General features: G+C 58.1%; 10 protein-coding genes. 2 read left to right on the plus strand and 8 right to left on the minus strand.

Going from position 1 to position 13,533, the window contains the following annotated elements:
• Window positions 1-638: 638 nt before the first annotated feature.
• The 7 genes from QGT73_RS15155 to QGT73_RS15185 form a co-directional block, all read right to left on the minus strand.
• A complete protein-coding gene (locus QGT73_RS15155; protein ID WP_280122984.1) occupies window positions 639-2,012 on the minus strand; it encodes an MATE family efflux transporter in 1,374 nt (457 codons plus the stop codon).
• A gap of 96 nt (window positions 2,013-2,108) precedes the next feature.
• Window positions 2,109-2,615 (minus strand): metallophosphoesterase family protein, encoded by a 507-nt coding sequence (locus QGT73_RS15160; protein WP_280122985.1) that lies wholly within the window; start codon window positions 2,613-2,615, stop codon window positions 2,109-2,111.
• Complete coding sequence (locus QGT73_RS15165; protein WP_280122986.1) at window positions 2,612-4,666, minus strand: hypothetical protein; 2,055 nt, start codon at window positions 4,664-4,666, stop codon at window positions 2,612-2,614. Before QGT73_RS15165 ends, QGT73_RS15160 begins: the two co-directional genes overlap by 4 nt.
• Before the next feature lie 233 nt (window positions 4,667-4,899).
• Window positions 4,900-5,091, minus strand: coding sequence for a 30S ribosomal protein S21 (rpsU, locus tag QGT73_RS15170; RefSeq protein WP_123616961.1), 192 nt, complete (start codon window positions 5,089-5,091; stop codon window positions 4,900-4,902).
• Between the two features lie 120 nt (window positions 5,092-5,211).
• The gene (locus tag QGT73_RS15175; protein ID WP_280122987.1) at window positions 5,212-6,096 is read right to left on the minus strand and encodes an HAD hydrolase family protein; all 885 of its coding nucleotides are present in this window, start codon (window positions 6,094-6,096) and stop codon (window positions 5,212-5,214) included.
• Window positions 6,097-6,133: 37 nt separating this feature from the next.
• Window positions 6,134-7,447: a DEAD/DEAH box helicase gene (locus QGT73_RS15180; RefSeq protein ID WP_280122988.1), complete on the minus strand. Its 1,314-nt coding sequence runs from the start codon at window positions 7,445-7,447 to the stop codon at window positions 6,134-6,136.
• Window positions 7,444-8,103, minus strand: a complete 660-nt coding sequence (locus QGT73_RS15185) for a glucosaminidase domain-containing protein (RefSeq protein WP_280122989.1) — start codon at window positions 8,101-8,103, stop codon at window positions 7,444-7,446. The genes QGT73_RS15180 and QGT73_RS15185 overlap by 4 nt, the downstream gene beginning before the upstream one ends.
• 88 nt (window positions 8,104-8,191) lie before the next feature.
• On the opposite strand from QGT73_RS15185, the gene QGT73_RS15190 reads away from it, so the two are divergent.
• On the plus strand, window positions 8,192-9,373 hold the full coding sequence (locus QGT73_RS15190; RefSeq protein WP_280122990.1) for a lipid-A-disaccharide synthase: 1,182 nt from the start codon (window positions 8,192-8,194) through the stop codon (window positions 9,371-9,373).
• On the opposite strand, the gene QGT73_RS15195 is transcribed toward QGT73_RS15190, so the two are convergent.
• Entirely contained in the window at window positions 9,355-9,870 is a 516-nt protein-coding gene (locus tag QGT73_RS15195) for a DUF6808 domain-containing protein (protein ID WP_280122991.1), read from the minus strand. The genes QGT73_RS15190 and QGT73_RS15195 overlap by 19 nt on opposite strands.
• Before the next feature lie 161 nt (window positions 9,871-10,031).
• Here QGT73_RS15195 and QGT73_RS15200 point away from each other — a divergent pair, with 161 nt between their 5' ends.
• Window positions 10,032-12,998, plus strand: a complete 2,967-nt coding sequence (locus tag QGT73_RS15200; protein ID WP_280122992.1) for a glycoside hydrolase family 2 protein — start codon at window positions 10,032-10,034, stop codon at window positions 12,996-12,998.
• The last annotated feature ends 535 nt before the right edge of the window (window positions 12,999-13,533 follow it).

The raw sequence follows: 13,533 nt of genomic DNA on the forward strand, positions 1-13,533 counted from the left end.
CTTATACATTAACTTTGTATTCAATAGTTTTGAATACCATAAAGTTACAAAACTTTATGGACATAAAAAAGCCTCAGCTTGTGAAAGTTGAGGCTTTTGCTGTTTTTTTGAGGAATAGTTCTGCAACACCCTCGGTTATCGTGAGAGGGGGGTATCAGCTATCACGCCCGATAATCGGCGTCCTGTCGGACGCCATCATTGTATTGTGTCATTTATCCGGGCACACCTCCGCTGCGCTTCGGTGAACCCGGTTACTATATAATCTGCGTCCTGCGGACGCCCTTGCGGGATATAGAGGCCTGTGCGGTTGCGGATGTCTGCTGACGCGTATGCCAGGGGCATTAATCTATGATGCACCGGGATTTCGGCTTGAGCCGAATAAAAGCCTATAAAAGTGGTGCGCAGCCATGATGTAAAACTATTGTCCATAGTATGTGTCACACCCCGTCGACAGGATACCTCGAGCGTGCGTCGGTGGGGTAGTTGCCTGGGATACAGACGTGTATCAACAGGATGTCCCGACAGGAACATCAGGAGATTGATAGCCGTAAGCACCCTGAGCCTGGAAGGCTCAGGGTGCTTACGGAAAAAGAAATGTGTGGGGGAGATGTCTGAAAGACATCTTGTTACATCCAGGGTCAGGCAACATCCTCCTTAGGTGTATTACGGCTGAGGCGGCGTATATCGCGGCGTATGCGGAGTATCATCAGCAGGGCCGCCGCCGTCAGACCGAAGAAGAAACTGAGATACAGGCCCGACGGGCCCATGCCGAGAGTAAACGCCAGCAGATAGCCAATGGGGAGGTTGAGCAGCCAATAGGAAATAAAAGCGATAGGCATGATGATCTTGACATCCTGAAGGCCGCGGAGTATACCGACCGAAACGTTTTGCAGACCATCCGAGAGCTGATAGAGCGACGCGAAGATAAGAAGGTCGGAAGCTATGGCGATGACCTCGGCGTTGGTGGTAAACATGGTCGGGATGATATGGCGAAGAGTGATGAAAAAGAGAGCCGCAAAAGTATTCCATACCAACACAAGATGATAGGAAGCCTTGGCCGCGAGAGCAAGCTGCCCGATGTCGCGGCGGCCGAAGCAGTGCGACACACGTATGGTCGTAGCCGCTCCGATGGATATGACTATCATGAAGGCACAATTGCCGAGAGTGATGCTTATCTGATTGGCACTCATGGCCTCTTTACCAAACCATCCCATCATTATGCCTATGCCCACAAAAGCCGACGACTCAAGAAACATCTGCATGGATATAGGCAGGCCTATCTGGAGCAGACGGCGCACACTCTGGCGTGAGAAGTGGCGCATGGAGAAGTCGCGCAGATACTGACGGTAACACGGATAGTAGACAAAGTAGCTGAATATCAGTATCGGCGCACTGATGCGGGCCACGAGTGTAGCGAGTCCGGCACCCTCCGTGCCCATTTCGGCAAAACCTAAGTGACCGTAGATAAACACCCAGTTGAGGAAGCAGTTGCAGATATTGGCCACGATGGTGACATAGAGCTCGGCGCGAGTGTTGCCCACACCCTCGAGAAACTGCTTGAAGGAGAAGAATATCATCATGAACGGCATGCTGAGCGAGAGCATGCGGTAGTAGGGAATGGCCATATCGACTATCTCTTCGGGCTGTCCGAGGTGATAGAGCAGCGGCGTGGTGGCATATTGCAGCACCGTGATCATGATGCCGAGCAGGAGATAAAACACCATGCCGTTCTGCAGCAGGGCCGAGGAGCGTTTTCTGTCGCCTTGCACGTAAAGCTCGCCGATGAGCGGGGTCATGCCCATGGCCACGCCTATGGTGGCGATAAACAGGATGAAGAAGACCATGCCGCCAAACGATACGGCGGCCAGCGGTTCGGGATTGTCGCCTCCGTATTGTCCGACCATGAGGTTGTCGGCTACCTGTGTGAGTATCTGTCCGAGCTGTGTGAGCACGATGGGGAAGGCCAGTGCGAGATTGCTGCGGTATTGTTGCTTGTATCTGTTGAAAAACATAAGGTTGGGATGATTGGAATTGGAGTCTGTGACAGATTGGTGGGGGGGAGGTTGATGATTGGGCCGGCGGGATGTGCCGTGATGAGGACGCGGCGGCTATCGGTCGGAGCGGCGGCCCAGCTCGATGACCTCGAGTCCGGTGATGGTGCCGGCGTCGAGGGTGAGGCGCACGAGTGTCCTCACCTGTTGCCATCCGTGATAGCCGGCAGCTCCGGGATTGACGTGCAGCAGGTCGAGACGGTGGTCGGGCATGACCTTGAGTATGTGGCTGTGGCCGCTGACGAAGAGCTTGACGCGGTTGCGCCGCAGATTGCTCTCGACGCCCGGGGCATAGCGTCCGGGATAACCGCCTATGTGGGTGAGCCATACGCGCACGCCCTCGGTCTCGAAGCATAGATATTCGGGACAGCGGCGTGTCACGGTGCCGTGGTCGATGTTGCCGCTCACGGCCCTGACCACGGGGGCTATCTCTTCGAGCCGCTCTATGATGGAGATGTCGCCGACGTCACCGGCGTGCCATATCTCGTCACAGCCGGCGAAGTGTGAGGCGTAGCGGTCGTCCCAGCATGAATGTGTGTCGGAAATAAGACCTATGCGTTTCATTTTCTCAGCAGGTATATATCGTGAAGAAGAATGGTTGAGTTGACGTAGAACAGCGACAGTTTGTTGACCCCATTGCGCAGACTGATGACGAGAGTCGATGAAGGGCGCGTCGTGAGCCAGTCGCCCTGCCGTATGGGCGGACACACGAGTGTGCCGGCATAGCTGTCGTTGACCTCGAGAGTGCGCATGGCCGTCTCGCCCGAGCCGTTGGAGTAGCCTATGTGGAGGAAATAATCGCCGTCGGAGGGTGCCTGCACGTAAAATGTGAGGCGCGTGTTGTGGCGGGCGGCCAGTTCGATGTAGTGTGACGCCCTGTCGCGGTTGCGTATCAGGTGGAGCGGCGGACGTCGCGGCGTTATGGCCGTGGCCGGTATGTGGATGCGGGCCGAGGGGGGAGCCGAGATGTGGCTGCGGGGCGCGTAGCCGCTCACTCCGTTGAGCACGGGCACTATGTCGATCACAGCGGTGCCCGTGTCGATCATCGCATAGGTCGGTGAGTTGAGGGTCTCGGAGAGTATGCCGTTGACATACACCTCATAGGTTGTGGCGGGGTCAAAGTTGATAATCTTGCCGTTGCGTCCGTCGCTCCAGTAGACGCGCGGTGTCGGAGGAGCCTCGGCCGGAGCCTCGGCCTTGACGGAAGCGGGTGAGTCGGAGAGCCTGTTGCCCGACATGGTGATGTCGACCCTGTGGCGGCCCGAGAGTTCGGCGTTGACCAGCGGAGCGGCCTGGCGCAGCGAGTCGATGGCAAACGATGCTATCTTGTCGCCCGAGCCGTGGATGTGTATGTCGAGCACCGCTTCGCGGTAACGCAGCCCCGAGAGCGAAAGGCGCGGCCCGAGTTTCTGCGGGACTATCGGCGCGAAGGTCATGCCCTCGTCGGTGAGCGATATGCCCATGATGCCGCGGAGCATGAGTGTGGGCCATTCGGTGCTGATGTCAGGGCCGAGCGACTGTTGCCACACTGTCCCTATGGCTGCGAGCATGGCTTCTTCGTCGGCGGTGCGTGAGGCGGCTATGCCGTTGAGGGTCTGCACGCGCGGGTCGGTCACCGCCTCGCCGCCGGCCGGTATGGGGCTTACGGTCGGGATCCCTTCGGGCAGCATGGGGCGCGATGAGGTTATGCGCGAGGCCATTTCAGGGGTGGCGATGCCCAGTATCACTGTGAGCGGATTGGCGAAATTGTCGGCCGAGGGGGAGAGCACCCGCCACATGTCGCCATACATGTATTGTCCGTAATAGGATGCCGACGGCACCCAGAAGTTGTCGTTGATGGCGTTGCGAGTCCTGACGGCCATGCTTTCCCACTCCCGCTCGGCTTTGCGGCGCAGGAGGCGGGCCATCGCGGCGGCTGTGTTGAGAGTGGCGTAATGCCAGGTGTTGGTGGAGAGGGCGACTATCTGAAAGCGGTCTACCGGCTCCATCCATGAGGGGGTGTAGCCCTTGAGCCGTTGCAGATAGGAGGGGAGGCCGCGGATGAGTCCGTCGCCGGCTCTCAACGGAGCTGATTGGCCCATGAGCGAGGCTGTGATGATGCGGTAGGCTTCTTTGAGCCAGTCCTCCGACCCGGTGGCGTGATACACCTCCATCGCCGCGGCGGCCCAGGCCTCGTTGTCAGAGGTCAGCGGGAATCCCGGGCGGCTGATGATGCCGTCAGGAGCCAGTGAGCGCAGTGTCTCCATGGAGCGCGCGGGGTCGAGTATCGCCCCTGACAGATATATGTCGAGCGGAGAGAGTGGTGCGTCGTGATAGCGGCTGAGTCCTTTGGCATAGAGAGCTTCGGCCATGCGTGACGATGATGTGAGGGCGGGCAGCGAGGCGGCCGAGGCCGTGTGGCGTGGCTCGGCAGCCCAGTCGCCGGTGATTTCGGAGCGGTTGACGGCTGTGTATTGCCGGCCGTCGATCACTATGCTGTCGGGATATATCTCTATGTCGCCGGCCATGTAGAGCGCGTCCTCATTGACTGCTGCCTGACGCGAGCATCCGGCCCAGACTGCAAGCAGCAGCACGGGCAGCGCGATGAGGCGTATGAAGGCCGACGGTCGTTTCATTTCATAAAGATATAAAGAGGTGTCGTGAGAGGTCTGTCAAGACTCTCTATAATGCACAACAATAACGATGAGAATTTCTTGTCGTGTAGGAAATCCTCACCGTTATCGGTGTTATGGATATTTCAAATAAATTTCAGGTGATATGTCCTTACTCGGTATGCTACCTCCTTTCGGTTAGTTAGCTTTGCGGGTTTCGGTTCGCTCGGGTGATGAAATTGCGCGTGGCGGGAAGATTATTCCTCGGTAGCGCGGAGGTGCTGTACGTATACAGCCTTCATCATCTTCTTGCGGTTGGTCACCGAGGGCTTTTCAAAGGCCTGACGTGAGCGGAGCTCGCGCACGATGCCGGTCTTCTCAAATTTACGCTTGAACTTCTTCAGAGCCTTCTCGATGCTCTCACCATCTTTTACTTGTACGATGATCATGTTGTTAATGTTTCTTTGGTTGGTAAAATTTAAAATTTGCGGGGCAAAATTACAAAAAAGTTTTCTAACTGCAAAAGAAAAAAGAGATTAAAATCGTGGAGAATGGGCCTAATGAGGTCACTAATGAGGTGAATGGGCCTGACGGGATTGATTGACGTTTGCGTCAAAGTCGCGGGCCATGTCGAGGGGCACGGAGGGGAGGGTGTTGGGGCCGATGGTGCGGGTGGCGGCGGCGCGCACTTCAGGCAGGGCGTTGGCTACGGCTACCGATTCGTCGGCCACGGCAAACATGGGCAGGTCGTTGAGGTGGTCGCCGTAGACTACCAGGCGGTCGGCTCCGACCATCCTTTTGAGCCTGAGCACGGCGGCGGCTTTGGAGATGCCGGAGCGGAATACCTCTATATATGACCGCTCGGGCGTGAAGATGTCGGGATAGGCCGAGACGGATAGCTGCGGGTCGAGGCGCAGCGTGTCGGCAAGACGGCTGACCGCAGGGGTGTCGCCTATGCCGAGCATGAGTATTACCGTGGAGGCGGAAGTGTCATCGGTCTCACCGGGCGGGCAGTGGGGACCGTCGCGGAAGATGAATTTCTTCAGTTCGAGAGCTTTGCGCTCGTCGTAAAAACGGCTTTCGTCTGAAGTCATTTCCGGCGAGTGGAGCACCTGCATGGTGCCGTCGGGGTGGAGGTTGTAGACAAACGGGTTGATGCCGTGACTGAGAAATGTAGCCTCAAGCTGTCGGGCACTACCGGCGGCAAGGGTCATGGGGTCGAGGTAGGCACGGCGTGAGCGGTCCCACATCGAGGCCCCGGTCAGAACGATGGCCGGGATGGTGGTGAGAGTGTCGTGCAGCAACGGCTCGACGGTGGCGGGGGTGCGTGCTGTGGCTACGGTGACGAGTGCGCCGCGGCGCGACAGGTCGGTGATGATGCGCGCGCTTTCGCCGCTCACCCGGCTGTCGGGGCCGAGAAGGGTGCCGTCGAGATCGGTGATATAGAGGGTCATGCTAAACTCTAAACTCTAAACTTTCAACTCCAAAATATCACAACAGTGATATTTTCGCTCTGGTGTTTTTGATGCGTTCGCGGGCAAGGGTGTCGACGAGGCTGCGGGCCTTGGCGCGGGGCACACCGACCAGCGCGGCGTGGTCGCGCAGGGTGATGGTGCCTATCTCAGCGGCGGTGAGTCCCCCTTTGGCTATGAGGAAGCCCACGATGTCGCCTTTGGAGATTTTTTCCTTCTTGCCCACATTGAAATACAGTGTGGAAGTGTCGGAGCGTATCGGGTCGGCCGAACGGCGCGTGGGCGCGTAGTCGCGGTCGGTGGTGATATAGTAGGGGATGTCCTCGCCCTCGGCGGTGATGACGTAGATGTCGCCCTCGGCGTTATGGCGCGCCGTGCGGCCGTTGCGGTGGGTCCACGCTTCGGGCGAGACGGGCATGTGATAGTGGATTACGGCCGACAGCTCGGGGATGTCGAGACCGCGCGCTCCGAGGTCGGTCGATATGAGTATGGGGGTGGAGTTGTTGGCCAGTTGCACGATGGCGTTCTCGCGGTCGTTCTGGTCGAGTCCGCCGTGATAGATGCCCACGGGTAGCCCCTCCTTTTTGAGATAGTCATATATGCGCTCCACGCTCTCGCGGTGGTTGGCAAAGACGATGACGCGCCCGTTGGAGAGCGAGTGGAGCAGGTCGGAGAGCGTGGTGAGCTTGTCGCGCGAGGGCGATTCGACCCTCACCACCTGCATGCGCCGGCGCGGAGTGTCGGAGTCGCTGAAATCGATGGTCTCGGGGTGCGAGGCAGGGAGATAGTCGGGCAGGGCGGCCAGAGGGGTGGCAGAGGTGAGAATGACAAGGCGAAGGCCGGTGAGACGCTTGCACACACGCTTCATCTCGTCGGCAAACCCGAGTTCGAGGGCTTTGTCATACTCGTCGAGCACAAGTGTCGACACCGCCCCGAGGTCAATCTGTCCGCGCTTCAGATGGTCGAGCAGACGGCCCGGGGTGGCCACGATGATGTCGGGGGTGACAGCCAGCGAGGCGGTCTCCTCCTGCATGGAGTGGCCGCCGTAAAAAGCCACAGTCTTGAGCCCGGTGGCCAGCGGGCGTATCACTTCGGCTATCTGCAGCACCAGTTCGCGCGAGGGGGCTATCACCACGGCCTGCACGTGGCCCGCGGCGGGATAGATGCTCTTGAGCAGAGGTATGGCAAAAGCCAGAGTCTTACCTGAGCCGGTCGGCGCGAGCAGTGTGTAGGTGCCGCGGGTGGCTATCCGGGCCATGCGCTCCTGCATGGGGTTGAGTTGCTCCACACGGGTGCGGAGGCGTATGTTGTCGAGTATTTCGCTTTGTTTCATTCAAAAAAGTTGTTGTCGTGAAGCAGCTCGTCATCGGTCATGAGATGGTCGGGAATGTCGACCTCGATGACCTGCACTATCATGGGTGTGACCTCATGGTCGAGCATCTTCTTATATATATTGAGTATGTTGCGTCCGTAATGCCTGTTCATGGCCCATCGTCCCGAGAGAGCCTCCCACGAAGTGGCCGAGCCGCGGGTGACAAACGAGAAACGCGGGTCGAGCATATCCTCGCCGTCGGGTATGGCGTCGCGGCATGAGTAGGCATAGAGATGTTGTATCATGGCCGTGACCCCTTCGCGCACCGACTTGAAGCTGCACCCCTTGTCGCCGCGACGCTTCACGCCGAGCCCGCAGTAATTGTGGGCCGAGGGCGAGACAGCCGTGCCGTTGTCAAACCTGAACCATCCCGTCTCGATTATGGCCTGACACAAGGCTATGTCGCCGCGTATGCCGTAGAGCTCCCCTATTTCATAAAAAGCCTGGGCCACCTCGCGCGAAAAGTCGGGGTTGCGCGAGGCCACATACTGATACATCCGTTCGGGGTCGGCCTTCTGGGTGCCGCGTATGGGAGTGGAGGCACAAGCCGACAGGAGTGTCAGCGACAGGAGCAGCAGCAGGAGCAGCGGGCGGTGGTGAAACGTGGGGTGATTCATATCGTGTGATGCTTGTGTCTGCATAAAACAACACGCAAGTTAACAAAAATTCTTTAGATTGTCATTATTTTTTTGTAGATTTGTCTTCATGAAATACTTCTTTTCGGCCGGAGAAGCCTCCGGCGATGTGCATGCCGCGCAGGTCATACGCGAGTTGCGCCGGCTCGACGGGTCGGCCGAGATAGCCTTTCTCGGCGGCGACGAGATGGCCGCGGCCGCCGGCCATGACCCCCTGATCCATTACCGCCGCATGGCCTATATGGGCTTTATCGACGTGGCTCGTCATCTGCCCGAGGTGCTCGGCAATCTCGCCGAGGCCAAGCGGGCCATAGCCGCCATGCGCCCCGACGCACTGGTGCTCGTGGACTATCCCGGCTTCAATCTCAAGCTCGCCGAGTATGCCCATGGACTCGGCATACCCGTACACTATTACATAGCCCCCAAGCTGTGGGCCTGGAAGGAGTATCGCATAAAGAAACTTCGCCGGTATGTCGACCGTCTCTACTCCATCCTCCCCTTCGAGCCACAATGGTTTGGCGAGCGCGGAGTCAAGGCCGAGTATGTAGGCAATCCGTCGGTCGAGGAGGTGGAGCAGGCCCTGGCCGCCATGCCCCCGGCAGAAGAGTTCATGAAGATTCACGGTCTGGACACACGCCCCGTTCTCGCCCTCGTGCCCGGAAGCCGCATGGGCGAGATTAAAGCCAATCTGCCGGTGATGGACGCCGTGGCCCGCCGTCATCCCGAGATGCAGGCCGTGGTGGCCGGAGCCCCGTCGATAGATGTCGAGGTCTACAGACGGTTTACCGACTATCCCGTCATCCACGCCACCACGCTCCGTCTGATGTCATACTCGCGTGCGGCACTCGTGACCTCGGGCACCGCATCGCTCGAGAGCGCGCTGGCCGGTGCGCCCCAGGTGGTGTGTTACAGGGCCGTGGGGTGGAAATGGGCCCACGACCTGTTCATGCACATACTGAAGATTCCTTACTGCTCGCTGCCCAATCTCGTCACCGGCCGCATAGACCGCGAGGCGCGTGACGAAGTGAACCGTCAGGCCGTCCGCACCGGAGTGCGCGGATGGATCATTCCCGAGATGCTCGTGCACAACTGCACGCCCGACACCGTCGACGCGCAGCTCACCCCCTTGCTGACCGACACACCGGCACGCCGGGCGCAGCTCGAGGGCTATGACGAAGTGTGCCGTCGCCTCTTCACATCCTCCTCAGCCGCCGCCACCGTGGCCCGCAACATCTACGGCCACAGGCGATAGCTCACCCCGAGGGTCAGGCCGGGGGAGAGGCCGTGAGGGGTGAGGGTGGCTCCGGCCGTGATGCCGAGCGACCAGCGGGTGGAGTAGCGCGGCCCGCAGCCTGTCGGCGCGAGGCGGGTGGTGACGTTGTGGGTGACTGTGGGGAGGGTGCGGAATATGACGAGTGTGTCGAGGCGCGGGTCTGCTCCGCTGACTACGGCGCGGAAGGTCGAGTCGGCATAGACGCGCTGCACGGCGCGCAGACGCAGTGAGTCGGAGTCGCAGACGGTCACATCCTTGCGGCTCAGGATGACGGTGCGGGGTGAGGGTCGTTGGGCAAATGAGGGGATTGTGGCGAGGATGGTGTCGTGAACCACTATGGTGTCGATGCGCAGTTCGGTAATGGTGTCGTAAAGCGGGGTGGACGACCGGCTGAACAGACGGCAACTGTCGGGGAGAAAGTTGCCGATACATACGCCGGCAAGGAGGGCGAGGACTGAATAGGTGATGGTTTTCATGATGGCGGGTTTTGCTGACAAAATTACGCCATGATCCGGCCCGAAATGGTGCGATAATGTCGCGTTTACAGTCTAAAAAATCTCTCCGGCATGGAGGATTGAAAAATTTTGCGTAACTTCACCGTGCAAACTCTCATGTTTCATCACCTTCTAAATCAATCATGAAATTTAAAACGGTCATTATCATTGCGTGCCTGATTATCGGAGCGTCAATGGGTTCGCATGCGAGCGAAAGAAAGAAATACAACTTCAACAGCGACTGGCTTGTAGCCGTTGGCGATGTGCCCGACGGAGAGCGACCCGGGACCGACGACAGCCAATGGAAGCGTGTCACTCTCCCTCATGCGTTCAATGAGGACGAAGCCTTTAAGCTCTCCATCGAGCGGCTTACCGATACGGTCAGTTGGTATCGCAAGCATTTTTCCGTCCCGCGGCTTGACGGCGGCAAAGTGTTTGTCGAATTTGAGGGCGTCCGCCAGGGTGCCGATTTCTATCTCAACGGCCATCGGCTCGGACTTCACGAAAACGGCATCATGGCCGTCGGCTATGACCTAACCCCTTACATCAGGAAGGGCGACAATGTGATAGCCGTCCGCATCGACAATGACTGGGCCTACAGGGAACGCCACACCAATGCTACATTTCAGTGGAATGATAAAAACTTCAATGCCAACTATGGCGGCATACCCAAGAACGTATGGCTTCACGTCACTCCGGCGGTCTATCAGACATTGCCGCTTTACAGCAGTCTGAACACCACGGGCGTATATGTATATGCGTCAGATTTTGACATCAGGGGCAGGGCGGCCGACATCCATGCCGAGTCGGAGGTCAGAAACGACTCCGGCACCCCCGCCACGCTTTCCTATCGCGTGACGCTGAGGGATGCCGACGGCAAAAAGGTGAAAACCTTCGATGGCGGCCGGCTCACCCTCGCCCCCGGCGAGACAGGCGTCCTGAAAGCCTCCGGGCGTGTAGGCGGTCTGAATTTCTGGAGCTGGGGTTACGGCTATCTCTATGATGTGGACACCGAGCTCGTGGACGACAAGGGGCGCAGCATCGACAAGGTGACCACACGCACGGGATTCAGAAAGACACGTTTTGGCGAGGGCAGGATATGGCTCAACGACCGCATGATACAGATTCACGGCTATGCCCAGCGCACCTCCAACGAGTGGCCGGCCGTCGGGCTCTCCGTGCCGGCGTGGCTCAGTGATTATTCCAACGGACTCATGGTCGAGTCGGGCGGTAACCTTGTACGCTGGATGCACGTCACCCCCTGGAAGCAGGATATCGAGTCGTGTGACCGCGTCGGTCTCATCCAGGCTATGCCGGCGGGCGACTCTGAGAAAGACCGTCAGGGGCGTCAGTGGGAGCAGCGCGAGGAGGTGATGCGCGATGCCATAATCTATAACCGTAACAATCCCTCCATCCTGTTTTATGAGTCGGGCAACTTCCGCATCAGTGCCGAACACATGGATGCGATGAAGGCCATACGCGACCGTTATGACCCGCACGGCGGCCGCGCCATCGGTTCGCGCGAGATGCTGGATATTGACAACGCCGAGTATGGAGGCGAGATGCTTTATGTCAACCGCTCGGCCAAACACCCCATGTGGTCCATGGAGTATTGTCGCGACGAGGGCCTCAGAAAGTATTGGGACGAATATTCCTATCCCTTCCATAAAGAGGGGGAGGGCCCGCTCTATAAGGGTGCGGACGCCTCGGACTACAACCACAATCAGGACCGTATGGCCGTCGAACTCGTGCGCCGCTGGTATGATTACTGGATCGAGCGTCCGGGAGCGGGGACACGCTGCAACAGTGGCGGAGTCAAGATAGTCTTCTCCGACACCAACACCCATTATCGCGGAGCCGAGAACTACCGCCGTTCGGGAGTCACCGACCCGATGCGCATACCCAAGGACGGCTTTTATGCCCATCAGGTGATGTGGGCTGACGCATGGGTTGACAACGAGGGCGACCGCACCTATATAATAGGCCACTGGAATTACGGCGATGACATCGTCAAGCCCGTCTATGTGGTCTCCACCGGCGATGATGTCGAGCTGTTTGTCAACGGCCGTTCGCTCGGCCACGGCAAGCGGGAATATGATTATCTCTTTACGTTTGACAATGTTAAGTTTGAGCCCGGCACACTCGAGGCCGTAAGTTATCGTGACGGCCGGGAGGCGAGCCGATATAAAATCGAGACAGCCGGCGAGCCCCGGAAGCTCCTTCTGACCGCGATAGAGAATCCTCAGGGCTTCCATGCCGACGGGGCCGACATGTCGCTGGTGCAGGTTGAGGTGGTCGATGCCCGGGGGCGTCGTTGTCCGCTCGACAACCGCATGGTCAGCTTTGAGGTCGACGGTCCCGCCGAATGGCGTGGCGGCATAGCCCAGGGTCCCGATAATTACATATTGAGCAAAAGCCTCCCCGTGGAGTGTGGCGTCAACCGCATACTGCTCCGCAGCACCGTGAAACCCGGCAAAATCAAAGTCACCGCAAAAGCCCAAGGGCTCCCTGACGCAGTGGTGACCATGAAGACATTGCCCGTCAAGGTCGTAAATGGACTTGGCGAATACATCCCTGCCCATACGCTCAAAGGTCGTCTTGACAAAGGCCCTACGCCACTCACCCCCTCCTGCCGCAATCGCGCCGGGAGTGTGGGTGTCAGCTCCATCCGGGCCGGCTCGTCACAGGATAAAGCCGGTAATGCCATTGACGACAATGAAGCCTCGGCATGGACTTCCGACGGTGTTCTGGCCAACTCATGGATAACATTCCGTCTGGAGCATGAGGCTCCGGTCGACGACATAGTGATGAAACTGTCGGGATGGCGCAAACGCTCCTATCCGATAGAGATTTATGCGGGCAAAGAGCTCGTATGGAAAGGCTACACCCCCAAAGGCCTGGGCTATGTCCACATCAGGCCCGACAAGATAGTCAAGGCCGACGAGATAACCATCCGTCAGATAGGAGCCATGACCGAGAAGGACGCCTTTGCCCTCAAAGAGCTTGGCGGCGGCCCTGCCAACGAAATGGACACCAAGCCGGCCAAGAAATGCCAGCTCGGCATCGTCGAAATCGAATTTATGGTATCTTCTGATAGTTTAAAGAGTTAAGGGAGTTAAAAAAGTTAAGATAATAGCGGGGAGACTGTATCGTCAACGGATACTTCCCTCCTCGCTATTATCTTGACTTTTTAAGGCTCAAGCCGAAATCTCGGTGCATCATAGATTAAAGCCCCTGGCATATGCGTCAGCAGACATCAGCAACCGGACAGCCCCCACGCATGCCACTCTATATCCCGCAAGGGCGTCCGCAGGCATCCTGTGCATACCACACTACATCCGCAAGGGCGTCCGTAGGACGCAGATTTGGTCGTAACCGGGTACACCGAAGCGCAGCGGAGGTGTGCCCGGACAAATGACACAATACAATGATGGCGTCCGCCAGGACGCCGATTATCGGGCGTGATAGCTGATACAGCCCCCTCTCACGATAACCGAGGGTGTTGCAAAACATTAGTAGCTGATTTGTACCCGTCAGGGGCAAGGAAAGAGGGTGTTGCAGAACTCCTCTGATTAAAGCCTCTGAGAATTGAATATTTTAGAATAATCTGGAATTTTTCGAGATTAGTTCGTATATTCGATTCTC

Source organism: Duncaniella muricolitica, from assembly GCF_910574735.1.
In the GTDB taxonomy this organism is placed as follows: domain Bacteria; phylum Bacteroidota; class Bacteroidia; order Bacteroidales; family Muribaculaceae; genus Duncaniella; species Duncaniella muricolitica.

What these genes read in the sequence shown, in the direction of transcription:
- QGT73_RS15155 (WP_280122984.1), bottom strand. Translation starts at nt 2,012, where the DNA reads ATGTTTTTCAACAGATACAAGCAACAATACCGCAGCAATCTCGCACTG.
- QGT73_RS15160 (WP_280122985.1), bottom strand. Translation starts at nt 2,615, where the DNA reads ATGAAACGCATAGGTCTTATTTCCGACACACATTCATGCTGGGACGAC.
- QGT73_RS15165 (WP_280122986.1), bottom strand. Translation starts at nt 4,666, where the DNA reads ATGAAACGACCGTCGGCCTTCATACGCCTCATCGCGCTGCCCGTGCTG.
- rpsU (WP_123616961.1), bottom strand. Translation starts at nt 5,091, where the DNA reads ATGATCATCGTACAAGTAAAAGATGGTGAGAGCATCGAGAAGGCTCTG.
- QGT73_RS15175 (WP_280122987.1), bottom strand. Translation starts at nt 6,096, where the DNA reads ATGACCCTCTATATCACCGATCTCGACGGCACCCTTCTCGGCCCCGAC.
- QGT73_RS15180 (WP_280122988.1), bottom strand. Translation starts at nt 7,447, where the DNA reads ATGAAACAAAGCGAAATACTCGACAACATACGCCTCCGCACCCGTGTG.
- QGT73_RS15185 (WP_280122989.1), bottom strand. Translation starts at nt 8,103, where the DNA reads ATGAATCACCCCACGTTTCACCACCGCCCGCTGCTCCTGCTGCTGCTC.
- QGT73_RS15190 (WP_280122990.1), top strand. Translation starts at nt 8,192, where the DNA reads ATGAAATACTTCTTTTCGGCCGGAGAAGCCTCCGGCGATGTGCATGCC.
- QGT73_RS15195 (WP_280122991.1), bottom strand. Translation starts at nt 9,870, where the DNA reads ATGAAAACCATCACCTATTCAGTCCTCGCCCTCCTTGCCGGCGTATGT.
- QGT73_RS15200 (WP_280122992.1), top strand. Translation starts at nt 10,032, where the DNA reads ATGAAATTTAAAACGGTCATTATCATTGCGTGCCTGATTATCGGAGCG.